The organism is Campylobacter concisus, assembly GCF_015230015.1.
GTDB classification, from domain to species: domain Bacteria; phylum Campylobacterota; class Campylobacteria; order Campylobacterales; family Campylobacteraceae; genus Campylobacter_A; species Campylobacter_A concisus_AF.
This window is the reverse complement of the sequence record NZ_JAAKZC010000008.1, coordinates 29793-55797: the sequence shown is the minus strand read 5'-3', so window position 1 is coordinate 55797 and position 26005 is coordinate 29793. Positions and strand designations below refer to the sequence as shown.

The 26005-nt window shown below is 38.0% G+C and carries 24 protein-coding genes and 6 tRNA genes; 1 reads left to right on the top strand and 29 read right to left on the bottom strand.

Translation table 11 applies throughout. The features are described from left to right. Positions 1–78: 78 nt before the first annotated feature. From G6W42_RS05845 to G6W42_RS05715, 27 genes are all read right to left on the bottom strand, one after another. Positions 79–1296, bottom strand: coding sequence for a major outer membrane protein (locus G6W42_RS05845; protein ID WP_194173292.1), 1218 nt, complete (start codon positions 1294–1296; stop codon positions 79–81). Between the two features lie 268 nt (positions 1297–1564). Continuing rightward, positions 1565–2002: a hypothetical protein gene (locus G6W42_RS05840; RefSeq protein WP_194173291.1), complete on the bottom strand. Its 438-nt coding sequence runs from the start codon at positions 2000–2002 to the stop codon at positions 1565–1567. A gap of 125 nt (positions 2003–2127) precedes the next feature. Next, positions 2128–2715, bottom strand: coding sequence for a hydrogenase-4 component G (locus G6W42_RS05835; protein ID WP_194173290.1), 588 nt, complete (start codon positions 2713–2715; stop codon positions 2128–2130). Positions 2716–2798: 83 nt separating this feature from the next. After that, positions 2799–3233, bottom strand: coding sequence for a Dps family protein (locus G6W42_RS05830; RefSeq protein WP_194173289.1), 435 nt, complete (start codon positions 3231–3233; stop codon positions 2799–2801). A 152-nt stretch (positions 3234–3385) separates the two neighbouring features. Next, entirely contained in the window at positions 3386–3763 is a 378-nt protein-coding gene (locus G6W42_RS05825) for a rhodanese-like domain-containing protein (RefSeq protein WP_194173288.1), read from the bottom strand. A gap of 225 nt (positions 3764–3988) precedes the next feature. Further along, positions 3989–4065: transfer RNA gene (locus G6W42_RS05820), tRNA-Arg, on the bottom strand. Positions 4066–4143: 78 nt separating this feature from the next. Then, a complete protein-coding gene (gene fusA, locus G6W42_RS05815) occupies positions 4144–6222 on the bottom strand; it encodes an elongation factor G (protein ID WP_021090006.1) in 2079 nt (692 codons plus the stop codon). 12 nt (positions 6223–6234) lie between these two features. Continuing rightward, positions 6235–6705, bottom strand: a complete 471-nt coding sequence (rpsG, locus tag G6W42_RS05810) for a 30S ribosomal protein S7 (RefSeq protein ID WP_002941142.1) — start codon at positions 6703–6705, stop codon at positions 6235–6237. A gap of 78 nt (positions 6706–6783) precedes the next feature. Beyond that, entirely contained in the window at positions 6784–7179 is a 396-nt protein-coding gene (rpsL, locus tag G6W42_RS05805) for a 30S ribosomal protein S12 (RefSeq protein WP_002941121.1), read from the bottom strand. 80 nt (positions 7180–7259) lie between these two features. Further along, the gene (gene iadA / locus G6W42_RS05800; RefSeq protein WP_194173287.1) at positions 7260–8393 is read right to left on the bottom strand and encodes a beta-aspartyl-peptidase; all 1134 of its coding nucleotides are present in this window, start codon (positions 8391–8393) and stop codon (positions 7260–7262) included. Further along, the gene (nhaC, locus tag G6W42_RS05795) at positions 8390–9802 is read right to left on the bottom strand and encodes a Na+/H+ antiporter NhaC (RefSeq protein WP_194173286.1); all 1413 of its coding nucleotides are present in this window, start codon (positions 9800–9802) and stop codon (positions 8390–8392) included. Before nhaC ends, iadA begins: the two co-directional genes overlap by 4 nt. 136 nt (positions 9803–9938) lie before the next feature. Beyond that, complete coding sequence (locus G6W42_RS05790) at positions 9939–10328, bottom strand: DoxX family protein (protein WP_194173285.1); 390 nt, start codon at positions 10326–10328, stop codon at positions 9939–9941. A gap of 133 nt (positions 10329–10461) precedes the next feature. Then, positions 10462–14976 carry a DNA-directed RNA polymerase subunit beta' gene (gene rpoC / locus G6W42_RS05785; protein WP_194173284.1) on the bottom strand — a complete coding sequence of 1505 codons (4515 nt, stop codon included), beginning with the start codon at positions 14974–14976 and terminating at the stop codon, positions 10462–10464. Further along, positions 14963–19108, bottom strand: a complete 4146-nt coding sequence (gene rpoB / locus G6W42_RS05780) for a DNA-directed RNA polymerase subunit beta (RefSeq protein ID WP_194173283.1) — start codon at positions 19106–19108, stop codon at positions 14963–14965. The genes rpoC and rpoB overlap by 14 nt, the downstream gene beginning before the upstream one ends. Before the next feature lie 118 nt (positions 19109–19226). Further along, positions 19227–19604, bottom strand: a complete 378-nt coding sequence (gene rplL, locus G6W42_RS05775) for a 50S ribosomal protein L7/L12 (protein ID WP_012001504.1) — start codon at positions 19602–19604, stop codon at positions 19227–19229. 27 nt (positions 19605–19631) lie between these two features. Beyond that, a complete protein-coding gene (gene rplJ, locus G6W42_RS05770) occupies positions 19632–20117 on the bottom strand; it encodes a 50S ribosomal protein L10 (RefSeq protein ID WP_103572171.1) in 486 nt (161 codons plus the stop codon). Between the two features lie 103 nt (positions 20118–20220). Beyond that, entirely contained in the window at positions 20221–20922 is a 702-nt protein-coding gene (gene rplA, locus G6W42_RS05765; RefSeq protein WP_194173282.1) for a 50S ribosomal protein L1, read from the bottom strand. Positions 20923–20981: 59 nt separating this feature from the next. Beyond that, positions 20982–21407 carry a 50S ribosomal protein L11 gene (gene rplK / locus G6W42_RS05760; RefSeq protein WP_002941145.1) on the bottom strand — a complete coding sequence of 142 codons (426 nt, stop codon included), beginning with the start codon at positions 21405–21407 and terminating at the stop codon, positions 20982–20984. Between the two features lie 10 nt (positions 21408–21417). Beyond that, the gene (gene nusG, locus G6W42_RS05755) at positions 21418–21951 is read right to left on the bottom strand and encodes a transcription termination/antitermination protein NusG (RefSeq protein WP_180385147.1); all 534 of its coding nucleotides are present in this window, start codon (positions 21949–21951) and stop codon (positions 21418–21420) included. An 11-nt stretch (positions 21952–21962) separates the two neighbouring features. Beyond that, complete coding sequence (secE, locus tag G6W42_RS05750; RefSeq protein ID WP_187422320.1) at positions 21963–22142, bottom strand: preprotein translocase subunit SecE; 180 nt, start codon at positions 22140–22142, stop codon at positions 21963–21965. Positions 22143–22159: 17 nt separating this feature from the next. Then, positions 22160–22235, bottom strand: a tRNA-Trp gene (locus G6W42_RS05745). A 19-nt stretch (positions 22236–22254) separates the two neighbouring features. Next, on the bottom strand, positions 22255–22413 hold the full coding sequence (gene rpmG / locus G6W42_RS05740) for a 50S ribosomal protein L33 (RefSeq protein ID WP_002941157.1): 159 nt from the start codon (positions 22411–22413) through the stop codon (positions 22255–22257). Between the two features lie 53 nt (positions 22414–22466). Next, positions 22467–23666, bottom strand: a complete 1200-nt coding sequence (gene tuf / locus G6W42_RS05735) for an elongation factor Tu (RefSeq protein ID WP_002941132.1) — start codon at positions 23664–23666, stop codon at positions 22467–22469. A 72-nt stretch (positions 23667–23738) separates the two neighbouring features. Further along, positions 23739–23813 (bottom strand) — tRNA-Thr (locus G6W42_RS05730). Between the two features lie 124 nt (positions 23814–23937). Beyond that, positions 23938–24014: transfer RNA gene (locus G6W42_RS05725), tRNA-Gly, on the bottom strand. A gap of 7 nt (positions 24015–24021) precedes the next feature. Beyond that, positions 24022–24106: transfer RNA gene (locus G6W42_RS05720), tRNA-Tyr, on the bottom strand. Between the two features lie 52 nt (positions 24107–24158). Next, a tRNA-Thr gene (locus G6W42_RS05715) sits at positions 24159–24234 on the bottom strand. Between the two features lie 258 nt (positions 24235–24492). Here G6W42_RS05715 and G6W42_RS05710 point away from each other — a divergent pair. Then, the gene (locus G6W42_RS05710; protein WP_002941090.1) at positions 24493–24741 is read left to right on the top strand and encodes a hypothetical protein; all 249 of its coding nucleotides are present in this window, start codon (positions 24493–24495) and stop codon (positions 24739–24741) included. On the opposite strand, the gene G6W42_RS05705 is transcribed toward G6W42_RS05710, so the two are convergent. Then, positions 24738–25232 carry a transglutaminase-like cysteine peptidase gene (locus tag G6W42_RS05705; protein WP_223227820.1) on the bottom strand — a complete coding sequence of 165 codons (495 nt, stop codon included), beginning with the start codon at positions 25230–25232 and terminating at the stop codon, positions 24738–24740. The genes G6W42_RS05710 and G6W42_RS05705 overlap by 4 nt on opposite strands. Positions 25233–25356: 124 nt before the next feature. After that, entirely contained in the window at positions 25357–25992 is a 636-nt protein-coding gene (locus tag G6W42_RS05700) for a response regulator transcription factor (protein ID WP_194173281.1), read from the bottom strand. Positions 25993–26005 lie beyond the last annotated feature (13 nt).

Here is a 26005-nt window from a genome sequence, read left to right as displayed (position 1 = left end):
TTTGCTCTAAATTTAAAAATCCCGGATCAGATTGCTCCGACCCGGGATTATATCATAAGTTGATTAACGAGCTATGAATTAGAATGAGTATTTAGCTTCAAATCTAAATTTGTCAGTTCTCTCTTTATCTCCGTCATGCTCTTTTTCTGTTGTAAAGGCATAGAATGAGCTAAACGCTAGCTTTTTGCTGTATTGATAAGCAAATCTTGGAACAAATTGTTGAATTTTAGTCTTCTCGTTTGTTTTATAGTGACCTTTAATATAATCTAGACCAACTTTAAATTTATCAAAATTATATGCACTTTTTGCATAGAAAAAGCTACCTTTACCTTCTGCATGTGTCCAGTCAAATACATCTTCACCAGCGTCAATCAAACCACCTTGATCTTCAAATGTAAATATTGAATATTTACCATCTTGATAGTTCTGTGTTTTATAACCGATATAACCAGCAGCTAGATCAAAGCCATATAATGAAGTTGAGAGCTCGCCAGCATAGAAATTGCCGTCTTCATAATTAAGAGCATTTTTTGCATCTTTATCTACTTGGCTACCCGCATAATTAATTCTTGCACCTAAAGACACATCATTATTTATAGCAAAATTTGCTGAAACATCACCTGCAAGAACATCAGCTAAGTTCGTTAAACTACCATACCATAGTTGAAAGTTAATAGGATCATATGAACCAGCGATACCAGCTGCATATAGATTACCAACATCATAACCTTTTAAAAAGTTAGTTTCTACTTCGTACAATTCACCATTGCTAAAGTTTTGTGTTCCTTCAAGTGCATCAAATGCTAAAGCTGTTAAAGTAAGACCTTCGATATCTTCATTAACTACTCTTATGCCAGTACCTACTTCATCATCAGTAAAATATGAGCCGACCTCTTGCTTACCAGCTGTTATAGTAGTGTTACCAGCTTTATATCCAAGATAGAATTGATGAACTCTAAAAGGTGTTGTTGTATTTGTTGCATCTGTTCCTGCAGTAACACCATCACCTGAATTATCAGTAGCGTTGTATCTTAGACCAATAACACCAAAGAAGTTATCATCAATAGCAGCTTTAAAGTTAGTAATCATTCTAAATTCATGATTAGCTTCACTTTCTTTATCTGGTTTTTGATAGCTTGGACCACTGTTTTTTACATATTTATTAGTATATCTATATCTTGCAAATCCTGAAAGATCTACGTTTTTTATAGCTTCTTCAAGTGGAGTTGCACTTGCAACGCTTGAAAATGCACCTAAAGCAACCAATGCAGCTAAACTAATTTTTGTTAGTTTCATTTTTTCTCCTTTTAAGGTTTTTGTGATGACGATTATAATCAATAAATTTTAATATGAAGCTTAAAAAATCATAAAATTTTGCACTTTTGTTACCGATCGTTTACCGATTTTGACCAAAAAGAGGTATATTTTGATAATTTTAACTTCAAAAACGGCATTTTTTAAAAGGGAGTAAAAAGAAAAAGGGGCCGTTGCTTTGCCCCTTAAAAGGAGTTCTAGTTTTGATTGCTGATGAAATTATATACGCTAGCAGTAAATCAACGGTAATCTAAAAAGAAATTTTCTCCTCTTTTGGTATATCTATATTTGTTTTTATATTTTTTCTTTTAACGACTACTTCATTTTGTGGTTTTCTTATGCCATTATACGCACCTTTAGAGCCACCCTCTTTTATAAGAAGCATGTCTATGAGCTTATCTGCGTAAAAAGTCGCATAGACAAGATCGCCCTTATCGTAATAATATCTGTTTGCACAAAAATTTGCTTTGTTTAGTTTGTGATTTTTCACATCGCTAGCTACTATCTCGTAGCAATATTTCGAATCTTTATAGCTGACATCTTTTATAAAGCCCTTGATGGAGCTTTTTGCAATTGTAGTTTTAGTAGCTTGCCTTGGTTGCTTGCGGACTGGTGGATTGTCATCAAAAAACGAACATCCCAAAAACATAGTAGCTACTGCTAAAGGAAGTAAAATTTTAGCTTTCATCTTTTCTCCTTAATGTAAAGAGCAAAGTATAGCTTTTAAGATTAAATAAAATTTGCGAGTTTTAAAATTTGAGTTTTGTACTTACATTAATGTATATAAATTTCTTGGGAGAGACCCCAAGAAATTTAGGCTGATACGTTTAAAACATTACCGCCAAGCTCGGCGATCTTTTTATCAAGCGTCTCAAGTGTCTTTTCGATAGTCTTTTGTGAAATTTCAGGAAGCTCTCCACCCCAAATTTTCTTTGCGTCTTCAAAGCCTTTTGCCACGCCCTCTCTGCCAGCTTTTAGCTTCTCAATATCATCACCTGCACCATTTAGTACAAAGCCAGCTATCCTCTCAGCTGTATTTGCGATACCAAAAAAGCCATTTTCACTAACTAGCTCATTTGCCTCATCACTACTTAGCTCTCCCAGAGCTTTACCATTGTAGCCGACGCCTGCCAGATCAAGGCTAGATAAAATGTCTGATAAATTTTCAGGCACGTTAAAGCTTAGACCGCCTTGTGCTAGTAAATTTGAGCTAGCGCTTTGAGTGATCTCTTTTTGATACTGCAAAAAATAGCTATTTGATATCTCTTTTGCGCTTAAATTTGAAACATCGGGCTGCTTTTTAGAAACCTCTTTTTCATCTTTGTGAAGTGAAATTTCTGATTTTACATTTTCTTTTACACTTGAAGTGTTATATGAACTTGCGATTTGACTGATTTGCATATTTGGCTCCTCTAAGTTTATAAAAACTATATCGCCAAAAGGTAGAATTTATTTAGAGTAAAGCGGGAGAGCTCCCGCTGTGATTATTTGCCAAGTGTTGCGTTTAGCATCCAGATAGCTTTTTCAAATTTAGCTATTTGATCTTGTGCGTACATCTGAGTTGTTGTGTCGCCCTCAGCAAGCTCATCAAGTTTTTTAAATTCGCCCAAAAGGTGCTTGTAATCAACCAAAACAATATCCAAAACTTCAGTCGGAGTGTAGTTTTCTTTTGGCTCGTGTTTTATGTGAGCAACTTTTGCTAGCTCCTCAGCCTTGACGATAGGTCTGCCACCAAGCATAAGAGCTCTCTCAGCTGCGTCATCAAAAATCTCACTCATATCCTCATAGGCTTTTTCTGTATACTCGTGGACGCTAAAAAATTGGATGCCTTTTACATTCCAGTGAAGATCGTGAAATTTGATATAAAGTGCATTTGCATCAGCCTGAATTGTGTTTAACTGTAAAATAACTTTTGACATTTTGTCTCCTTTTTTATTGTTTAAATGTGATGAAATTATATTGACTTAGAGTTAATCACTGGTTAATCAAATAATAAAATTTATTATTTAGTATAAATTTTGACTACAAAATAAATTTATCCTGTAGTCAAATGTGAAATTTAGAAATTTGTCTATTTTTTATAAGGTGTAGTTTTGTAGCCTTGCTCGATCAAACTACTCATACCACCATCTAAATTTATAATCTTAAGATCTGAGCTATCTATCGCTGCAGCTGCTGCTGTGCTCCTTCTGCCACTTCTACAAACAAGAGCGATAGGCTTTTTGATATCAACTGCCTTTGAAAGCTCATCTAAAAATGCACTCTTGTCGCTTGGATCAAAAGTGATGGTCTTCGCACCAGCTATGATGCCAGTCTCTTGCCACTCAGATGGAGTTCTAATATCGACAATCTGATCATATTTTTTGATCTCATCTGGGCTTATATTAACGGTTTTGATGTCAGCTGACAACATACAACAAACAGCTCCTAAAAGTAAAATTTTTTTCATCTACTCTCCTTAAATAAATTTTTGAAATGTTAGCATGGATTATTAAATATATAAAATTTTTGTTGATAAAATTTATTAATAATAAACCATACAAATAATTCATTAAGAAGAAAAATAAATTTATTTATATGTCAAAGCTAGTTACTTATAAAAAATATAAAATTTAATATGAAAGGTTAAAACGCTCTTACAAAGATTGTTGCGACATAGTATTTAAAGCAGGAATGGTGTCCCCAGCGAGGTTCGAACTCACGACCTCAGAATTAGGAATTCTGCGCTCTATCCAGCTGAGCTATGAGGACAAATTTGCAAGTTAGTTTAAATTTTTATCCAAGTGATTAAATTTTAAAGGGCAGATCACTCTGCCCTATTTTGACTAATTAGCCATTTCTCTTTTTAATAATCTCCTCACTTACGTTTTTAGGAACTTCCTCGTAGTGATCAAATTCCATTGAGTAAGTCGCACGACCTTGAGTCATTGAGCGAAGATCTGTTGAGTAGCCAAACATTTGCGCTAGTGGGCAGTAAGCTGCAATGATTTTTACACCATTTCTATCATCCATTGAATTTACTTGGCCACGGCGTTTGTTAAGGTCACCGATAACATCACCCATATACTCTTCTGGAGTCTCAACTTCAACTTTCATCATAGGCTCAAGAATAACCGCACCTGCTTTTCTAGCACCCTCTTTAAAGCCCATTGAAGCAGCAAGTTTAAATGCCATTTCAGATGAGTCAACTTCGTGGTAGCTACCATCAAATAGTGTAACTTTAACATCTTCAACTGGATATCCAGCAAGAACACCGCTTTGAAGTGCTTCTTTACAACCTTTTTCAACAGCTGGGATATATTCTTTTGGAACAACACCACCTTTGATATCATTAACAAATTCAAATCCACTAGCAGCTGGAAGCGGCTCGATCCGTAAGAATACGTGACCATATTGACCACGACCACCTGATTGTTTTGCGTACTTGTACTCTTGCTCAACTGCCTTACGGATAGTCTCGCGATAAGCAACTTGTGGTTGTCCAACTTCAGCATCTACTTTAAATTCACGAAGCATACGATCAACAATGATCTCTAGGTGAAGCTCACCCATACCGCTAATAATAGTTTGTCCGCTCTCTTCATCAGTACTAACTCTAAAACTTGGATCTTCTTGAGCTAGTTTTTGAAGTGCTATTGCCATTTTTTCCTGGTCTGCCTTTGTTTTTGGCTCAACTGCAACGCTAATAACTGGCTCTGGGAAGTCCATTCTCTCAAGGATAACTTTATCTTTTTCGCTTGCAAGAGTATCACCAGTTAGAGTATTTTTTAGACCAACAACAGCACCGATTTCACCAGCAAAAAGCTCGGTAATCTCTTCACGTTTATTTGAGTGCATTTTTAGTAAGCGGCCGATTCTCTCTTTGCAGTCTTGAACTGTGTTGTAAGCGTAGCTACCACTTTCAAGGCTTCCTCTATAAACACGGATAAATGTTAGCTGTCCAACAAATGGGTCAGTCATGATCTTAAACGCAAGAGCGGCAAATTCGCCATCATCTGTACTTTCAACAGTCACTTCAGTACCATCTTCATAAACACCATTTATCGCTGCAATCTCATCTGGAGCTGGTAAATAATCAACAACAGCATCAAGTAGAGGCTGGATGCCTTTGTTCTTAAACGCAGTTCCGCAAAGCATAGGCGTGATAGTCATTCTTAAGCAGCCTGCTTTTATACCTTTTTTGATCTCTTCTTCAGTCAGCTCTTCACCTGCAAAGAATTTCTCCATCAAACTATCATCTGTCTCAGAAACAGCTTCGATTAGTTTTGCGCGGTATTCTTCAGCCTTATCTTTGACTTCAGCTGGAATTTCTTCTTCAACATAATCAGTTGGCTTTTTCTCGTCATTCCAAACGTATGCTTTCATTCTTACAAGATCAACCACGCCTTTAAAGTTATCCTCTGCACCGATTGGAATTTGAATAGGCACTGGATTTGCTTTTAATCTTTCTCTGATTTGCTCTTCAACTCTAAAGAAATTTGCACCAATTCTGTCCATTTTATTGACAAAAACGATTCTTGGTACGTGATATTTATTTGCTTGTCTCCAAACAGTTTCAGACTGTGGCTGAACACCACCAACAGAACAAAATACCGCAACAGCACCGTCAAGAACACGCATAGAACGCTCAACTTCGATAGTAAAGTCAACGTGTCCCGGAGTGTCGATTAGGTTTACTTGGTAGCCCTTCCAAAACGCTGTAGTTGCAGCCGATGTAATAGTAATACCACGCTCTTTTTCTTGCTCCATCCAGTCCATAGTAGCAGCACCATCATGAACCTCACCTATCTTATGGCTCATACCAGTGAAGAACAAAATTCTCTCGCTGGTAGTTGTTTTTCCAGCATCAATGTGAGCCGCAATACCGATATTTCTTACCTTATGTAAAGGCGTTTTTCTCTCTGCCATACTAATTCTTTCTTACCAGCGGTAGTGAGCAAATGCTTTATTAGCCTCTGCCATCTTGTAAGTATCTTCCTTCTTCTTGAAAGATGCACCTTTTGAATTTGCCGCATCTAAAAGCTCATTTGCTAGTTTATCAACCATTGTTCTTTCGCTTCTTTTTCTAGCAAAAGTTATAAGCCAGCGGATAGCAAGAGCTTGTTGGCGAGCTGGGCGAACCTCAACTGGCACTTGATAAGTAGCACCACCAACACGGCGTGATTTAACTTCTAAAATAGGTTTTACATTTTCGATAGCGTCGTTAAAAACGTCGATGCCTTTAACCTCAGCATTTTTCTTTTCGATAGCTTTAATAGCACCATACATTATCTCTGTAGCGACGCTTTTTTTGCCATCATACATAAGAGAATTAATAAATTTAGTGATTATTTTATTTCCGTAAATCGGATCAGGTAAAACTTCCCTTACAGGAGCTTTTCTTCTTCTCATTTTGATTTTTCCTTCAAATTTTTATGAAATTTTACTCAAACGTTTGCAAATTTAAGCAACGTCTGCGAACCTAATTTTTTACTTTTTTGGAGCAGCAGCGCCAGCTTTAGGGCGTTTTGCACCATATTTAGAACGAGAAACTGTTCTTTTTGCAACACCAGCAGTATCAAGTGCGCCACGAACGATGTGATATTTAACACCTGGTAAGTCTTTAACCCTACCGCCGCGAACTAAAACGATACTGTGTTCTTGTAGGTTGTGACCTTCACCGCCGATATAGCTGATGACTTCAAAACCGCTTGTAAGCCTAACTTTGGCAACTTTCCTCAAAGCTGAGTTTGGTTTTTTAGGAGTTGTAGTATAAACCCTAGTGCAAACTCCTCTTCTTTGAGGGCACTCTTTTAACGCTGGAGATTTTGACTTAACAGTCACTTTCTTGCGTTCATTTCTGACCAATTGATTTATGGTTGGCACAATAATTCCTTTCAACTAAATTTATTAAAAAGACCTAATTTTATTTAAAAAAAGCTTAAATAACGGTTAATAAGTTAGTTTTATTCATAAGTTCCTTTTTTTATAAAACCACTGTCATCTTTTAAAATTTTACCCTTTGCAACGACAAATTTAATATCAAGCTCATCACCCACTAGTAAAATATCCGCATCAAAGCCCTCTTTTATCTCGCCTTTTTTGTTTTGCAAGGCCACGCTTCTTGCCACGTTTGTCGTAAAATATGGCAACGCTTCTTCGATACTAAAGCCATCTTTTATAAAATTTATAAACTCTTCATATAGGCTCTTAACGCTAGCGATGCCTATTTTTAGTAAATTTCCTTCGCTATCATAGCTAGAGTAGCTGCCAAAGCCGTCTGAGCTAATGGTTATCTTATTTGTCGGTAAATTCTCTTTTTTGATGCGCTTTACAGCTTCAAGTGGCGTAAGACCCGGCATGCAGGTAAAGTCGATATATCCGCCATCTTTTATAAATTTAAAGCTTTGTTTAAAAAGCTCTTCGTTTCTATTTATGTGCGTTGGCTGAAATAGAGTGATCGGCATGTCATACTCATTTAACACTTCGTAGATCAAATTTAAACCCTTCTTGCCGTCACCCATGTGAAGCGTGGTGTGGCCTGACTTTGAGCTGATCATACCAGCGACCCTGCCGGCTGAAACGATGTGAGCTAGCTCATCTTTACTCACGCTTGATGAGCGGTGGTCGCTTATAGCTAGCTTGGTTCCGATTATGAGATCAACAAAGACAATATCTTTTTCGATCTCACCAGTTATGGTTGGCGTTTTGGAGCTGTATGCGCCTGTGTGAGCGTAGCATGTGATGCCCTCGTCGTTTAGTGCGTGAGCTTTTGCGACTAAATTTTCAACGCTTCTTGTCGTGCTGTCAGTTCCAAGTAGGCCAACTGCTGTCGTTATGCCAGCTTCTATTAAATTTGATAGCATGATCTCAGGCACCCTAGTCTTAAAGCCGCCCTCTCCGCCGCCTCCAGTGATATGCACGTGCTTATCGATAAGACCTGGTATGGCTACTAAATTTGAAGCGTCGATCACCTTTACATTTGGTAAATTTGGCTCTATATTTTCAGCTATGCAGACGATCTTGCCGTTACATATAAATATATCTTTTGTGCCGAGAAATTTTGGCGAGTAAATTTTGGCATTTTTTATAAGTATCATTTGGCATCCTTATTTATCTTAGCTATGCCGATGCCAGTAAGTGCTAAAATGATAGCAAAGACAACGCCCATGTAGTTTAGTATCGCCCAAGGCAAGTACTCTACCGTTGGCACTCCAAGTGTAGCTGTCATATATGCGCCTGCTGCTGACCAAGGTATGAGCGGGACGATAACGGTGCCAGAGTCTTCAAGTGTTCTTGATAGGTTTTTGGCTGCTAAATTTTTCTCTTTATAAAAGTCCTTAAACATCTCGCCAGGAATGAGGATAGAAAGATATGAGCTACCTGTGACAAATGCGACAGTTAGGCATGATCCGATAGTCGAGATGATGACGCCTGCTGTTGATTTGACCTTTGCCATGATGGTGTGAAGCACCTTTGTAAGCATGCCAGTTTTTGAGATGATACCAGCAAAGCCCATAGCGCAGATGACTAGGATGGTGGTTGAATTTACCGAGCTCACGCCGCCTCTATTTAGAAGCTTCGTGATATCTTTTGAAAACTCCATATTAATGCCGCTCATCGTGACGTTAAAGCCAGTCATCACTGAGATAAAGCCATTTTTAAAGCTAAAATCTTGAACGATCACACCAAGAAGCACTGAAAATAGAGATGCGATGATCATTACTGGGATGGTTGGCCACTTTAGCACCGAGCCAGCCAAGACAAAAAGCACAGGCAAAAGCAAGATGATGTTCCAGTGAAAAATTTTATCAAGCTGACCTTGAAGCGCCAAAACCGACTCTGAAACATTTGCGCCACTACTTGCAGCCTCGCTTCCAAAAAATAGATAAGCCGCTATCGCAACGATAGTTGCTGGGATAGTTGTATAAAACATATGTCTGATGTGCTCATAAAGCTCTGAGCCAGCTGCTATCGGAGCTAGATTTGTCGTATCTGAGAGCGGAGAGAGCTTGTCGCCAAAGTAAGCTCCTGCGACTACCGCGCCAGCAGTTGCGGCTAAATTTACATCAAGACCTTGAGCTATGCCCATAATAGCGACGCCAACTGTGCCAGCAGAACCCCAAGACGTGCCAGTTACAGTTGAGATGATAGCTGCGATGACAAAAGCGGTTAGGACTAGATACTGCGGACTTATAAGATCCACACCGTAGTAGATGATCATAGGGATGGTGCCTGAAAATACCCATGAGCCAATAAGCAGACCGACCGCCCAAAGTATCATAAGTGCCGGGAGTGAGCTTGAAATTTTCTCTATCACCCCTTCTTGAAGCTCGCTCCAGCTATATCCTAGTCTCCAAGCGATGCCACCAGCCACGAGGGCAGCTATCAAAATGATCGGCTCAACCTTTAGCTTCATATAACCAACGCCAAGCGCAAGACCTACGATCATAACCAAGATAGGCGTAAGGGCTAGCAGAAACGAAGGCTCTTTTTTTGTCTGTTCCATCGTGTATCCTTTAAATTTGAGATAATTTTCAAATTTAAAGGCAATAAACTTAAAGTGTTATAAAAAAATAAACTAAATTTAAATTTTAAATAAAATGTGTGAAAATTTAGCACATTTAATATGTGCTAAATTTAGATCAGTCTTGCTTGATAGCGTATTTGCCGCTGCCAGTTGAGATGATGCAAAGTGATATAGCGATATAAAGATATATAAGCTCTGCTTTAAAACCATTTACATTAGTTAGTTCAAGTAAATTTGATAAACCAAAATATGAATACAAAATGACAAGACTAGAGCCAAAAACTAGGAGCGCGCCAAGCCTTGAGTAAAAGCCAACAGCGATCATTATAGGGGCCAAAACCTCGCTAAGATAAGCAAAATATGCCAGAAAACTAGGTAGCCCAGCATCAATTAAAATGCTCTTTACGCCGCCAAGCCCGTGTAAAATTTTGCCAAAGCCGTGCATAAAAAGGCAAATTCCAAGGCCTAAACGCAAAAATAAAAGACCAAGATCGACATTTTTCATAATATCTCCGTTACATATTTTTAGTTAGGGATTTTATTTAATATTGATTAACGGCTTGTAAATTTTGAAATTTTCTAAATTTAAGTGGATAAATTTATAAGAGAATTAAGCCCCAAAAACGGGGCTTAATATATTAGTTTTCTTTGATCTTTATCTTTTTATCTTTGTAAAAACCAGTACCAACTGGGATCATACGTCCAAGGATGACATTCTCTTTTAGATCTTCAAGATAGTCAAATTTAGCAGCGATTGAGGCTTCTGTTAAGACCTTAGTTGTCTCTTGGAATGACGCAGCAGAGATCACACTATCACTTCCGATAGCTGCTCTTGTAACACCAAGGAGGATCGGCTCAGCGATAGCTGGCTCGCCACCCATTTTCATAATGCGCTCATTCTCTTCTTTAAATTTGTTTCTTGAAACCATGTCACCGACGATGAAATTTGTATTTCCACTATCGACTATTTTGACTTGGCGTAGCATTTGAGAGACAATGATCTCGATGTGCTTATCAGCGATCGCAACACCTTGGCGGCGATAAACTTGCTGAATTTCACTGATTAGATAGTAGTGAAGTGCCTTTTCGCCAAGAATTCTTAAGATATCATGGCTTGAGATAAGTCCGTCTGTCAGTTTCTCACCGGCATGGACAAATTCGCCATCTCTTACTTGGATCTGACGGCTCTTTTCGATCAAATACTCAGCTGTCGTGCCATCTTCTGCTTGGATAATGATGCGCTCTTTTGAGCGAAGTGGCTTGTCAAATCTAACAACGCCATCGATCTCTGCAACGATAGCTGTATTTTTAGGGCGTCTTGCTTCAAATAGCTCACTAACCCTTGGAAGACCACCAGTGATATCTTTTGACTTAGCAACAGCTTTTGGAGTTTTAGCCAAAATGTCAGCCTGAGCTACTTCATCGCCACTTGAAACAAAGATCGCAGTTTTTGGATCAAGTGGATACTTGATCAAATGTCCACTCTTTGTAGTGATAATGATCGCTGGTTTTACGCCACTTGGCAGATACTCATTGATAACAAGACGTCTTTGACCAGTTGCCTCGTCAGCTTGCTCAGTCGCGCTATATCCTGGCTCGACATCCTCAAAGCTAACCACACCAGCTTCTTCTGCGATAGTTGGAGTTGAGTATGGATCCCACTCAGCGATTATTAGCTTGTCATCTTTTTCAGGTAGTGAGACCACTGTCGCTCTTTCTACCGCATCATTATCTGATACTTGAATGATAGAATTTCTTGGGATGTAGTGGCGAACTGCTTCACGTCCATCCTTATCAGAAACGACAACAAAGAAGCCTTTTTCAGTTACTTTGTGACCTTTTTTGATATCTTTTAGTCTATCAAGGAAGTCGCCTTTTAGTATGAAAAATTTAACAACACCATTTGCGTCAGCTAAAATTTTGCGAGTTACTGGATCGCCGTCTGAAATTTTAAGCTCACTTGCGTATGGGATACGATTTGGAATATTCCAACCCTCTTTTATGATCTCGACAATACTCTCATTCTCTTTTACTTTGTCGCCATTTACGTAAGGGATATACATCTTGCCTTCGATCTTACCGCTAACACCAGCTAGTTCATTTGGCTTAGCAAGGTCGTTTCTTCTGATAGTATATTTAATCTCTTCTTTTTTGCCTTTGATCACGATATTTACGTCTTCGTGAGCATATTCGATCTCGATTTTACCATCAATTGTTGATTTTATCTTTGGCTCAACAAGTAGTACAGCTGCACTTCTTCTGTTTGCAACGATCTTCTTGCCGTTGTTCTCGTATGTACTAAGGTTGTAATACCTAATAAAGCCCTCTTTTTGAGCAATGACTTGGCGGTCTTGTTGCTCAGTAGAAGCCGTACCACCAATGTGGAATGTTCTTAGCGTTAGCTGAGTACCTGGCTCACCGATTGATTGAGCCGAGATGATACCAACAGCCTCGCCTGGTTTTACAAGTTTGCCCTCACCCAAATTTAAGCCGTAGCATTTTGCGCAAACGCCTTTTGGCGCCTTGCATGTGATAGGTGTTCTAATGCTTACTGATTTTATGCCAGCTTCTGTTATAGCCTTAGCTTTCTCTTCATCAAGCAATGTGCCTTCACTAAATAAAATTTCATTTGTTATAGGATCGATCACATCATCTGCTAAAACACGGCCTAATACTCTCTCTTCAAGGCTCTCTATTAGCTCGCCACTCTCTGTGATATCTGTGATCTCAACGCCCTCGTGAGTACCGCAGTCGTGCATTGTCACTTTAACGTTTTGAGCAACGTCGATTAGCTTTCTTGTTAGGTAACCAGCGTTGGCAGTTTTTAGCGCGGTATCTGCAAGACCTTTTCTAGCTCCGTGGGTTGAGTTGAAGTACTCCATTATGTTTAGACCTTCACGGAAGTTTGAAATGATCGGTGTTTCGATAATCGAGCCGTCCGGTTTTGCCATAAGACCACGCATACCAGCTAGCTGGCGAATTTGCGCTGCACTACCTCTTGCACCTGAGTCAGCCATCATATAAATTGAGTTAAATCCACCCTTGTCACTTTGAATAAGCTTCATCATCTCGCTTGCGACGCTATTGTTTGTATCTGTCCAGATATCGATGATCTTATTGTATCTCTCACTATCTGTTAAAAGACCAGCGCCATATTGCTTTTGAATTTCACGAACTTTTTTCTTAGCTTCGTCGATATACTTTTGCTTGCTATCTGGCACGATGATGTCTGCGATAGAGATAGAAATTCCCGCTTTTGTAGCATATCTAAAGCCTAAATTTTTAAGCTTATCAAGGAAGTCGGCCGTTACTTCAAGGCCGCCATTTCTATAAACATAATCAACCAAATTTGCAATGTCTTTTTTCTTCATGATCTTATTCCACATATTATCAGGGACAAAATCAGGTAGTATCGCTCTTAGGATCAAGCGACCAGCCGTTGTAAAGATGATCTTGTTATCAACCATTGTTTTGATCTTAGCGTGAAGGCCAAGAGTATTAGCCTCTTCAGCGATCATTACTTCATCAACGCTTGAGAAAATTTTATTTGCACCTTTTTCGTCATTTCTCTCTAAGCTTAGGTAATAAATTCCCAAAACCATATCTTGTGAAGGGACTGTGATGGCCTTACCGCTTGCAGGAAGCAAGATGTTCATTGAGCTAAGCATCAAAATTTTGCACTCAGCGATAGCCTCTTGAGATAGTGGCACGTGAACAGCCATTTGGTCGCCGTCGAAGTCAGCGTTGAAAGCCGCACAAACTAGTGGGTGAAGCTGGATCGCCTTGCCCTCAACAAGCACTGGGTGAAATGCCTGAATAGAAAGCTTGTGAAGTGTCGGAGCACGGTTTAGCATAACCGGATAGTCCTTAACGACCTCTTCTAGGCACTCCCAAACCTCATTTGTCTTATCCTCTATCATCTTTTTAGCTTGCTTAACAGTTGTCGCATAACCTTTTTCTTCAAGGCGAGCAAGCAAATGTGGCTTAAATAGCTCTAAAGCCATCTTCTTTGGAAGACCGCACTGATCCATCTTTAGCTTTGGACCAACGACGATAACAGAACGTCCAGAGAAATCAACACGCTTACCTAGCAAATTCTGACGGAAACGGCCTTGCTTGCCTTTGATGATCTCGCTTAGTGATTTTAATGGGCGCTTATTTGCACCTTTTACTGCGTTTGCTCTGCGGCCATTGTCAAATAGCGCATCAACAGCCTCTTGAAGCATTCTCTTTTCGTTTCTGATAATGATCTCAGGTGCGTCAAGCTCAAGTAGGCGTTTTAGACGGCTATTTCTATTTATCACACGACGATATAGATCATTTACATCTGAAACAGCAAATTTACCGCCATCAAGATTAACAAGAGGTCTAAGATCAGGTGGAAGAACTGGTAAATTTGTTATCATCATCCACTCTGGGCGGTTGCCTGAATTTAAAAAGCTCTCGATAACCTTTAGACGTTTTACGATAGTCTTTTTCTTGGCCTCAGAATTTGTAGCCTCCATCTCTTCTTGTAGCTGATTTAAAATTTGAGTTAGATCAAGCTCAGCTAGCATATCATAGATGACCTCGCCACCCATTCTAGCACTAAAGCCAGTCTCTTCATATCTTGAAGCTAGGCTTTGATATTGCTCCTCGTTTAAAACATCATATTTTTCAACTTTTTTAGAATTTTCATTGTCATAATAAGCCTCGCCAGCATTATCAACAATGTATGCCTCATAGTAAAGTACGCGCTCAAGGTCTTTCATCTTGATACCAAGAAGCGCACCTATACGGCTTGGCAAGAAATTTACATACCAGATATGAGCCACTGGAGTTACAAGCTCGATGTGACCCATGCGAGAACGACGAACTTTAGATGTTGTTACTTCAACGCCGCACTTTTCGCATTTGATACCTTTGTAGCGCATCTTTTTATATTTACCACAAAGACACTCGTAGTCGCGGATCGGTCCGAAAATTTTGGCACAAAACAGACCGTCACGCTCAGGTTTTAGCGTGCGGTAGTTGATAGTTTCTGGTTTTTTAACCTCGCCATAGCTCCAGGATTTTATCTTCTCAGGACTTGCTAAACGAAGTTGGAAAGCTTCAAAATCACGAGGTCTATGCTCTTCTTTTATCTCAACTGGTTTTAAATTAGTTAGTTTCATTTGTCTCATCCTCATCATATACTTCCACATCAAGAGCTAGTGATTTTAGCTCGTTTGTTAGAACAAAGAACGTCTCAGGGATACCAGTCTCAGGAACGTTTTCACCTCTTGTTAAAGCTTTGTAAGCCGAAAGTCTTCCCTCAACATCGTCTGATTTTACAGTTAGCATCTCTCTTAGTGTATGAGCAGCACCATAAGCCTCAAGTGCCCAAACCTCCATCTCACCAAACCTTTGACCACCAAATAGCGCCTTACCACCGACAGGTTGTTGTGTAACAAGGCTGTATGGTCCAGTACTTCTTGCGTGAACTTTTTCATCAACCAAGTGGTGAAGTTTTAGCATATACATACAACCAACATTAACGCGTTCTCTTATCTTTGAGCCTGTGCGTCCGTCATATAGCTCAGTTTTACCATCGCTATCTATCTTTGCCATCTCAAATAGTTTTGCAAATTCGTCAGCCTTAACGCCTTCAAAAATCGGAGTTGCAAATCTTACGCCATTGCTCCAATCTTTTGCATACTCAAGAAGCTTCTCATCGCTCATCTTACCAAGAGCTTTTTTAGCGTCCATTAGCTTAGCAACACTTGCAATCTCTATCATCTTAGCTCTTAGCTCTTTTATCCACTCGCCTTTTTTGGTCTCAAAAATTTCATTGATCTGCTCGCCTAAGCGGTAACCAACAAGACCAAGGTGGCTCTCTAAAATTTGACCGATGTTCATACGGCTTGGAACGCCTAGTGGGTTTAGCACGATATCAACAATCTGACCGCTTGGAAGATACGGCATATCGACTTCTCTAACTATATTTGAAACGATACCTTTGTTACCGTGACGTCCAGCCATCTTATCGCCAACTTTTAGTTTGCGTTTTGTAGCTATATAAACTTTTACAAGTTTTACAACGCCGCTTGGCAAAATATCATCTTTTTCTAAAATTTCTATCTTAGCGTCGTGCTCTTCTTTAAGCTTTTTCTTCTCATTTTGGAAGTAATTTTTTAGCTCATCATATTTCTTTTGGATATCTTTCGAAAAGCTCTTTACGATAGCATTTAGGGTAAATCTGTTGATATTCTCAAAGTCAGCCTTGTTGATCTTTGAGCCTTTTTTATACTCTTTTTTATTTACCTCTTGATCGCTCGCTAGTGGGTTTTTAGAAAGAAGTGCTGTAACTTTTAGCATCTCTTCGCGGTCTAGCATAAGCAGTCTATCGTGATGCTCTTTTTCTAAAAGCGTCTTCTCTTCTTCATAAGCCTTGTTTGTTCTGCTATCTTTTTCATAGCCTTTTTTAGTGAAAATTTTAACATCAACAACCACGCCTTCCATTGAAGCTGAAGCATAGAGCGATTTATTTACAACATGGCCTGCTTTTTCACCAAAGATAGCACGAAGTAATCTCTCTTCTGGAGTTGGCTTAACTTCGCCTTTTGGAGATACTTTACCAACAAGGATCATGCCAGGCTTGATCTCTGTACCGATTTTAACGATACCACTTTCATCAAGGTGCATAAGCTCCTCTTCTTTGACGTTTGGTATATCTTTTGTTATCTCTTCAACGCCGTCTTTTAGCTCACGAGCCTCGATCTCTTTTTCATAGATATGAACGCTCGTAAAGGCATCTTCACGTATCATTTTTTCACTAATAACGATCGCATCCTCGTAGTTGTAGCCATTCCAAGGCATAAACGCGATTAGTGCGTTTTTACCGATAGCTAGCTCACCTTTTTCCATGCTTGGGCCATCAGCTATGATTTGATTAGCCTGGATCTCGTCGCCTTTTTTAACGATCGGATGTTGTGAAAATGTCGTATTTTGGTTTGTTCTTAAATTTTTCTCTAAAGAGTAGTGATCGATATATGGACCAGCTTCATCTTCACCAAGGATAAAGATGTTTTTATTATCAACCTTTTCAACCACGCCTCCACGTTTTGCTTTTACACTCTCCCAAGCATCTCTTGCGATAACACTCTCCATACCTGTTCCAACAATAGGAGCAGTTGAACGAAGTAGTGGCACTGCTTGACGTTGCATGTTTGAACCCATAAGCGCACGGTTAGCGTCGTCGTGCTCTAGGAATGGGATAAGCGAAGCCGCAACACCAGCTATCATACCAGAGCAAAGGTCGATCAAGGTAACATCTTCTCTACGAGCAAGCATCATCTCGCCCTCTTTTCTGACCTCGATCAAATCCTCAACGATATGTCCATTTTCATCAAGCTTAGTTGATGCTGGAGCGATAACATTACCCTCTTCTTGTGTCGCTGTTAGATAGACTATCTCATCTGTCACCTTGCCATCAACGACCTTTTTATAAGGCGCCTCAACAAAGCCAAGCTCATTTACTTTTGCATAAGTTGAAAGAGTGTTGATAAGACCGATATTTTGACCTTCTGGAGTCTCAACCGGACAAATTCTGCCGTAGTGAGTTGGGTGAACGTCACGCACTTCAAAGCCGGCACGCTCTTTTACCAAGCCGCCCTCACCAAGCGCAGATAGACGGCGCTTATGAGTAACCTCACTAAGTGGGTTTGTCTGATCCATAAACTGACTTAACTGACCGCCTGTGAAAAATTCCATAATTGTTGCTGTAATCATTTTTGGATTGATAAGATCATAAGGCATGATCTCGTCAGTATTGTTGCTCAGGCTTGTAAATTTATCACGGATAGCCTTTTGCATCTTGACAAAGCCAAGGTGTAGCTCACTAGCAAGTAGCTCACCGATAGATCTTATACGGCGGTTACCAAGGTGATCGCGGTCATCAATGTGGCCTTGTCCATTTTTAACTTTTATAAGATATTTTGCAGTTTTGATGATATCTTCGCTAGTTAGCAAAGTAACGTACTCTGGCACATCAAGCGAAAGCTTGTGATTCATCTTCATACGACCAACTTTTGTTAAGTCGTATCTTTCAGGGTTAAATAATATATCATTTACAAAGCTCTTTGCGGCCTCTTTAACTACTGGCTCGCCAGGTCTCATAACCTTATAAATTCTAATCGCAGCAAGGTCATTTTCATCATCAACGCCCTCGGTTTGTTTTAAAACTTTAAGCATATCATTGTCAGCGATAAATGAATTTATGATAGCATCATCAACACCAGCTGCAGAGTTGTTTATGATCTCAATACTTTCATGCTCAGCTAAAATTTTTGCAAGTTTATTCTCATCAAGAGCAGATAGTGTGTCATATAAAATTTCGCCGCTTTCTGTGTTTATCACAGGGTTTGCTAAATACCTGCCGATAAGTGCTTCGATCGGATATTCGACAAATTTAACGCCATCTTCGATTAATTTATCAGCTTTTTTCTTTGTTAGACGCTTGCCAGCTTGATGAAGAACATCGCCCGCTTCATTTTTTATATCATACTCAACTCTTCCTAGATAGTCCTCTGGGTTAAAAAGAGTTAAGAATTTATTATTTTTTATCGTTAAATTTTGTATTGGATAAAATAGCTTAATAATGTCTTGTTTTTTATATCCTAATGCCCTAAACAAGATAGTTACAGGCACTTTTCTGCGCTTATTTATCCTAACATATAAAATATCTTTTGTGTCATATTCAAAGTGTAACCAAGAGCCACGATCTGGGATTATTTGAGCTGTGTAGATAAGTTTATTTGCAACAGTCGCACTCTCTTCTTGTTTAAAGATAACACCAGGACTTCTATGAAGCTGATTTACAACAACACGCTCAACACCATTTATAATAAATGAAATTCTATCTGTCATCAATGGAATTTCACGTATGAAAATTTCTTGCTCTTTTATATCTTTAACGCCAACTTTATCTCCGGTTTTATCATCTTTTTCATGGACGATAAGGCGTATTTTCATTTTTAAATTTACAGAGTATGTAAGACCTCTTTCTATACACTCTCTGATTGTATATTTTGGTTTTCCAATTTCTGAGCTAACATATTCTAAAGTCAAACGATTTTGCGGATCATGTATAGGGAAAATCGACTTAAAAACTTTTTCGATACCGCTTTCTGTTTGATTGTTATTTAGATTTAAAAAATTATCAAAACTCTTTTTTTGTAGTTGTAGTAGGTTCGGAACATCTATCTCTTTAACGACATTAGAGAAGTCAACCCTAAGACGATTTCCTGAGTATAAGCTATTTAACATTGCATCTACCTCGTGGTAATTTTGAAAGAAAAGTATAGCCTTTTAACAAGGCATCTAAAATTTAAAAAAGAGAGAGCCTCTGCCCTCTCTTGAAATATTAAGCCTAAATAATAAAAAATTATTTAAGTTCAACCTTAGCACCAGCCTCTTCAAGCTCTTTTTTAGCTGCTTCAGCTTCGTCTTTGCTAACGCCTTCTTTAAGAACAGATGGAGTTCCTTCAACTGCGTCTTTAGCCTCTTTAAGACCAAGACCAGTAAGTGCTCTAACAACCTTAATAACGTTGATTTTCTTATCACCAGAATCAACCAAAACAATGTTAAATTCTGTTTTTTCTTCAGCAGCAGCTGCACCGCCTGCAGCAACTGCACCGCCAGCTACCATTACAGGAGCTGCGCTAACACCAAATTTCTCTTCAAACTCTTTTACAAGTTCGCTAAGTTCAAGTACAGAAAGATTAGATATAAACTCTAATACGTCTTCTTTTGTAATTGCCATTTTTTATCCTTATTATTTTTAATTTAATTAAGCTGATTGTTCTTTTTTCTCTTTAAGCGCATTCAAACCAATTGTGAAATTTTGAATTGGCGCATTCCAAACTTGCAAAAGCATCGCAATAAGCTCATCACGGCTAGGCATTTTAGATAGAGCTTTAACTTTATCAACGCTTGCAACTTCGCCATCAATATAAGCTGTTTTAATTTTGAAAAAATCAGAATTTGACTCTTCAAATTTTGCGGCTACTTTAGTTACTGCTAATTGATCTTCACTCCAAAGATAGATATTTGTATCTTTGAGTTCCATTCCGACTTTATCAGAATTTTTAAGAGCAATATTTGCAAGAGTATTTTTAATAACTTGAACTTTTACATTTTGTTCTTTTGCAGAATTTCTTAAAACTTCAAGTTTTTTAACTGAAAGACCACGATAGTCACAAACTACAATAGCTTCAGCAGTTTTAAATTCACTCTCTAATTTTGCAACAACTTCAGTTTTTTCGTTACGTGTCACTTTTTCTCCTTTCCGACCGGTAATTTCAAGCAGAGCGGGTCGAATCAATTAAGCCCAATGGCCTCGGCTATCTCCAATCTAAGATATAAATTTCTCTAAATTCTTATTTTAAATCCATAACTTCTTGAGTATCAAGAGTTACAGAAGGGCTCATTGTTAAAGACAATGAAGCATTTTTTACATATCTACCTTTTGCAGTCGCAGGTTTATGCTTATTAATAGCTTTAATAAATGTTGAAATATTTTCATTTAATTGCTCTTTAGTAAAATTGACCTTACCAAGACCTGCATGTATATTTCCTTGCTTATCAACACGGAAATTTACTTGTCCACTTTTTGCATTATTAACAGCTTGTGCAACATCCATTGTAACTGTTTCAGTTTTTGGATTTGGCATTAAACCTTTAGGTCCTAAAATTCTACCAACTTTACCTACAAGACCCATTAAATTTGGAGTAGCTATAAGAACATCAAAGTTCATTATACCTTTTTGGATATCCTCAACTAGATCATCAGCACCAACTATGTCAGCACCAGCAGCTTTTGCCTCATCAGCTTTAGCATCTTTTGCTATAACAGCAACTCTTACAACTTTGCCTGTGCCAGCTGGTAAAACAACTGAACCACGAACCATTTGATCAGCATGTCTTGGATCAACATTTAATTTCAATGCAATCTCAACTGTCTCATTAAATTTAGCAGAAGCTAGAGTTTTAACAGTATCGATAGCCTCGCTAAGGTTATAAATTTTATCTTGCTCTACTTTTTTGAGCAATTCTTGAAATCTCTTACTAGTTTTTCCCATAAATTTCTCCGCATATAAATTGCTTCCGTCTTTTGAAAATCAACCTGACGGTAAAGGTTTTAGTCTACTACTTCGACACCCATTGAACGAGCTGAACCAGCAATAATCTTAGCTGCTTGCTCTTTATCATTTGTATTTAAATCAACAAGTTTTTTCTCAACAATTTCTAAAACTTGAGCTTTTGTTAATTTACCTACTTTATTTTTTAAAGGATTGTCTGTTCCTTTTGTTATACCCGCAGCCTTCTTAATAAGGTCTGTAGCAGGTGGTTGCTTTGTGATAAATGTAAAACTTTTATCAGCATAAACTGTTATAACGACCGGGATATTAAATCCAACCATATCTTTTGTTTTTTCATTAAAGGCTTTACAAAATTCCATAATATTAACGCCCTTTTGTCCTAATGCTGGACCAACTGGCGGGCTAGGATTTGCTTTTGTTGCGGCAATTTGTAATTTTATTTCACCTATAACTTTTTTAGCCATTTCTTGCTCCTTAAATTATCTTCTCAACTTGTGAATACAAAATATCAACAGGGGTACTTCTACCAAAAATAGAAACATTGAGTCTAAGCTTACCATGTATCATATCGTATTCTTCAACGATACCTGTAAAGTTAGCAAAAGGACCTTCTGTTATGCGAACACTTTCACCATCCTCAAAAAATATTTTAGGTTTTGGTGCCGCTCTTTTTTGAACTTTCTCCAAGATAGTATTTATATCTTTTTCAGTCAATGGCGTAGGCTTTTTTGCCTCACCAATAAAACGTCCAACCTTTGGTAAAGACTGAATCTTATGCCAAAGAGCTGTATCAAGATCTAAACATGCAAAAGCATATCCAGGATAAAGAGTTCTTTCATTAATTTTTTGCTTACCGTTTTTTATCTCTATTACGTCTTCTGTAGGAACTATAACTTCTTTTAGTTGATCTTCGATACCGTGATCTCTAACTAAATTTTCAATTCCTCTTTTTACTGCCATTTCGCTACCAGCGTAAGTTTGTATAGCATACCATTTATGTGACATTATTTTTCCTTACCCTATATAACTTTAGAAAGAACAAAGGACATAACAACATCAACAAGAGCTAAAAAAAGTGAAACAACAGCGACCACGATAAAAACTGCAATAAAAGCATTTCTAATTTGTTCTTTAGTAGGAAAGATAACTTTCATTATTTCCAATTTAGATAGCTTTATATAATTTATAAATTTTTCCATAATCTTAACCTTAATTGTGGCAGGGCAAGAGGGATTCGAACCCCCAACCATTGGATTTGGAATCCAGCGCTCTACCGTTGGAGCTATTGCCCTAATAGCTACTTATTCTTAATTAGCTTTTTAACTTAACTTCTTTATGAACAGTATGTTTTTTTAATCTTGGGCAATATTTTTTGAGCTCAACCTTATCTGTAGTGGTTTTGCTGTTTTTTGTAGTAGTATAATTGATATCACCACACTCAGAGCATTTTAAACCGATTTTAATTCTCATATATATTCCTTATAGAAAGCCAAAGGGTTTCCCCTTTGGCATAATTTTATAAATTAACCAAGTATTTTTGAAACAACACCTGAACCAACAGTTCTACCACCTTCACGGATAGCAAAACGAGTACCTTCTTCAAGTGCAACTGGAGCTATAAGCTCAACAGAAATTCTTACGTTATCACCTGGCATAACCATCTCTGTGCCTTCTGGTAATGTAATAGAACCAGTAACGTCAGTTGTTCTTACGTAGAATTGTGGTCTATAGTTGTTAAAGAAAGGAGTATGGCGACCACCCTCTTCTTTAGTTAGGATATACACCTCACCCTCAAATTTTGTGTGAGGAGTAATTGATTTAGGTTTGCAAAGAACCATACCACGTTCAACGTCTTCTTTTTTAGTACCACGAAGAAGAACACCAACGTTATCACCAGCTTCACCTTGATCCATCTCTTTTCTAAACATCTCAACACCAGTAACTGTTGTTGTTTGTGTAGGTTTGATACCAACGATTTCTATAGTGTCACCAACTTTAACAACACCTTTCTCAATTCTACCTGTTACAACTGTACCACGACCTGAGATTGAGAAAACGTCTTCGATTGGCATAAGAAGATCTTTATCTGTAGCACGAACTGGAGTTGGGATATAGCTATCAACTGCATCCATTAGTTCCATAATTTTTGCTGACCATTCACCATCTTGTCCAGCTTTTGCCTCTTCAAGAGCTTTAAGTGCTGAACCAGAAACTATCGGAGTATCATCACCTGGGAAGTTATACTCGTTAAGTAGTTCGCGAATTTCCATTTCAACTAGTTCAAGTAACTCAGCGTCATCAACCATATCTGCTTTGTTCATGAAAACAACAATGTAAGGAACACCAACTTGGCGAGATAGCAAGATGTGCTCTCTAGTTTGTGGCATTGGGCCGTCTGCTGCAGAAACAACAAGAATAGCGCCGTCCATTTGAGCAGCACCTGTAATCATATTTTTTACATAGTCGGCGTGACCTGGGCAGTCAACGTGAGCATAGTGACGTTTTTCTGTCTCATACTCAATGTGTGAAGTAGCAATTGTAATACCACGCTCTTTCTCTTCTGGAGCATTATCAATATTATCATAATCTTTTAGCTCAGCAAGACCTTTGCGTGAAAGAACAGCAGATATTGCAGCTGTTAAAGTAGTTTTACCATGGTCAACGTGACCGATAGTGCCTATGTTTACGTGTGGCTTGTTGCGTGAAAATTTTTCTTTAGCCATCTTTTCCTCCGTTATGATATGTGTCTTTATCTAATTCAAATTCGTATAGTAATATAAAATCATATAAACCAGTGGAGCTCATAGCGGGACTTGAACCCGCGACCTCTTCCTTACCAAGGAAGTGCTCTACCTCTGAGCCATATGAGCGAAAAACGCTTGGCTGAGATGATTTTAATCAACATACAAACAACTAAAAATTCATGAAAATAAAGATGGAATAACTGTGTTTAGTAAAATCTAGATACAGCTCCCAGTTTACTTTCCCAAATTTTGGAGCGGGAAACGGGGCTCGAACCCGCGACCCTCAGCTTGGAAGGCTGATGCTCTAGCCAACTGAGCTACTCCCGCATAACAATGGTGGTGAGACGTGGATTCGAACCACGGAAGACATAGTCAGCAGATTTACAGTCTGCCCTCGTTGGCCGCTTGAGTATCTCACCTTAAACATTAATAAGTTATTTTGGTATTTTCTGGTCAAACACTGTTACAAAATGGAGCTGGTGAACGGACTTGAACCGCCGACCCACTGCTTACAAGGCAGTAGCTCTACCAACTGAGCTACACCAGCACCTGTTTTGTGAAGTGGCAATTATAGCCCAAAATAAAATAAAAGTCAAGAAGATTTTGAAAAATATTTCATCTAATTTTTTTGCAATCAAAAATTTATAAAATTTATAACAAAATTCAAAAACAGCCCACTAATCTGAGCCCCTTTTACCAAAAATCAAAGATAAATTTTACATATATAAAATTTCATATTTTCATAGTTTTATTTTTTTTAAAAGCTAAAATTTCTATAATTACGAAAAATTACAAAGGATTTAATATGCAATTTTTACCTTGGGCGGTAATTTTACTGCTAATTTATGTGATCTACTTCTTAATGATCCGCTATGAAAAAAAGATAGCAACGTTAAGTAAAATGATCGAGCAAAACAGTGATGGCATCAAAGAAAATAGAGACCTTATAGGTCAAAACAGATCACTAATCGAGAAAAATAAACACAACATTGAGAAAAACACCAAAGATATTACAACAAATGTTGAAAAAATAGACATCGACTTGGAAGATTAATTCTTCCAAAATTTCTCTTCTTTTTCCTTCTTTATCAAATTTTCGTAAGTTTGCATTCTTATATTTACGGGCTCTAAATTTATGCCATCTTTTTTTATCTTAAAATATTTTCCATCCATCAAACAATACTCTGGCACAAGGTCATAACGCTTCGAAAGCGGCAAAACTCTAAAGCTTAGATTGTCCAGTATTAAAGGCTCTTTGTGTAAATTTTCCCAAACAGCTAGCACCATATGATATTTTTTTGTGTTTTTTTCCTGAACGACTAGAAGACATTTTTGGTTATCCACGCCAAGATCTTTTAGGCTATCGCGTTTTGATATCGCGTACTCTTCGCAGTCTCCGCCACCTCGCCTTAAAAACTCGCCCCTAGTGCTCCACACATCGACATTTGTATTGTAAAAGTCATCATATCTTGGCATTAAAGAATTTAAGTATGAATTTATAAGCTCTAGCTTTCTTATAAAACTTTCGTGTTCTATTTTTTTCATAAAATTTGCATAGTGATTTAAGATATTTTTGCAAATTTGATTTTTACATTGAGATATATTTTTTGGAGAAATTTCAAAATTATTTGCAAAAAGAGAAGAGATAAAAAACAAAAGAAGCAAAATTTTACGCATGTAGTTGCTTCATCAAAAGTACAAGACCTATTCTATCTTTCACATTTAGCTTGCTGTAAATCGACGTAGTATGCGCCTTTACTGTCCTTAAAGTAATGCCTGTTTGCTCTGAAATTTCATTGTTTGTTAGACCTTGATAGATTAAGTTTGCGATCTCTTTTTCGCGCGAGCTAAGCTCGCTTAGATCAGACTTTTTCTCCAAAGTTTCACCTTCATTATTTATATATGAGCCAGTTAGCTCTCCGATCATCGCTTGGATAAATTCTGGATAAAGCCAAACTTTGCCATTTAAAATCGTCTCAAAGGCATCTTCAAAGTGCGTTTTTCTCATGTGTGAGTTTGCGTATCCTTTAACGCCAAGAGCTAGCAGATGTTTGCCTTCACTAAATTTTGGTTCGTTTGCAAGGATTAGACATTTTACATTTGGAAAACTTTCATGAATCGTTTTAATATTTTCATCAAGGCTATCTTTAAAAGCGTTTGTATCGATACCGACGATATCAACCTCGTCGTTTAAATTTGCAAAAAAATCCTTTTTATTGTGAGTAAATTTCACATCGTCATCTGAAAAATATCCTCGCCAAAGATTATTAAGCGAACCATTTTGAGTAAAAAAAACCACATTCATAACCATATTTCCT

What these genes read in the sequence shown, in the direction of transcription:
- G6W42_RS05845 (WP_194173292.1), bottom strand. Translation starts at nt 1,296, where the DNA reads ATGAAACTAACAAAAATTAGTTTAGCTGCATTGGTTGCTTTAGGTGCA.
- G6W42_RS05840 (WP_194173291.1), bottom strand. Translation starts at nt 2,002, where the DNA reads ATGAAAGCTAAAATTTTACTTCCTTTAGCAGTAGCTACTATGTTTTTG.
- G6W42_RS05835 (WP_194173290.1), bottom strand. Translation starts at nt 2,715, where the DNA reads ATGCAAATCAGTCAAATCGCAAGTTCATATAACACTTCAAGTGTAAAA.
- G6W42_RS05830 (WP_194173289.1), bottom strand. Translation starts at nt 3,233, where the DNA reads ATGTCAAAAGTTATTTTACAGTTAAACACAATTCAGGCTGATGCAAAT.
- G6W42_RS05825 (WP_194173288.1), bottom strand. Translation starts at nt 3,763, where the DNA reads ATGAAAAAAATTTTACTTTTAGGAGCTGTTTGTTGTATGTTGTCAGCT.
- fusA (WP_021090006.1), bottom strand. Translation starts at nt 6,222, where the DNA reads ATGGCAGAGAGAAAAACGCCTTTACATAAGGTAAGAAATATCGGTATT.
- rpsG (WP_002941142.1), bottom strand. Translation starts at nt 6,705, where the DNA reads ATGAGAAGAAGAAAAGCTCCTGTAAGGGAAGTTTTACCTGATCCGATT.
- iadA (WP_194173287.1), bottom strand. Translation starts at nt 8,393, where the DNA reads ATGATACTTATAAAAAATGCCAAAATTTACTCGCCAAAATTTCTCGGC.
- nhaC (WP_194173286.1), bottom strand. Translation starts at nt 9,802, where the DNA reads ATGGAACAGACAAAAAAAGAGCCTTCGTTTCTGCTAGCCCTTACGCCT.
- G6W42_RS05790 (WP_194173285.1), bottom strand. Translation starts at nt 10,328, where the DNA reads ATGAAAAATGTCGATCTTGGTCTTTTATTTTTGCGTTTAGGCCTTGGA.
- rpoC (WP_194173284.1), bottom strand. Translation starts at nt 14,976, where the DNA reads ATGAAACTAACTAATTTAAAACCAGTTGAGATAAAAGAAGAGCATAGA.
- rpoB (WP_194173283.1), bottom strand. Translation starts at nt 19,108, where the DNA reads ATGTTAAATAGCTTATACTCAGGAAATCGTCTTAGGGTTGACTTCTCT.
- rplL (WP_012001504.1), bottom strand. Translation starts at nt 19,604, where the DNA reads ATGGCAATTACAAAAGAAGACGTATTAGAGTTTATATCTAATCTTTCT.
- rplA (WP_194173282.1), bottom strand. Translation starts at nt 20,922, where the DNA reads ATGGGAAAAACTAGTAAGAGATTTCAAGAATTGCTCAAAAAAGTAGAG.
- rplK (WP_002941145.1), bottom strand. Translation starts at nt 21,407, where the DNA reads ATGGCTAAAAAAGTTATAGGTGAAATAAAATTACAAATTGCCGCAACA.
- secE (WP_187422320.1), bottom strand. Translation starts at nt 22,142, where the DNA reads ATGGAAAAATTTATAAATTATATAAAGCTATCTAAATTGGAAATAATG.
- rpmG (WP_002941157.1), bottom strand. Translation starts at nt 22,413, where the DNA reads ATGAGAATTAAAATCGGTTTAAAATGCTCTGAGTGTGGTGATATCAAT.
- tuf (WP_002941132.1), bottom strand. Translation starts at nt 23,666, where the DNA reads ATGGCTAAAGAAAAATTTTCACGCAACAAGCCACACGTAAACATAGGC.
- G6W42_RS05710 (WP_002941090.1), top strand. Translation starts at nt 24,493, where the DNA reads ATGCAATTTTTACCTTGGGCGGTAATTTTACTGCTAATTTATGTGATC.
- G6W42_RS05705 (WP_223227820.1), bottom strand. Translation starts at nt 25,232, where the DNA reads ATGAAAAAAATAGAACACGAAAGTTTTATAAGAAAGCTAGAGCTTATA.
- G6W42_RS05700 (WP_194173281.1), bottom strand. Translation starts at nt 25,992, where the DNA reads ATGAATGTGGTTTTTTTTACTCAAAATGGTTCGCTTAATAATCTTTGG.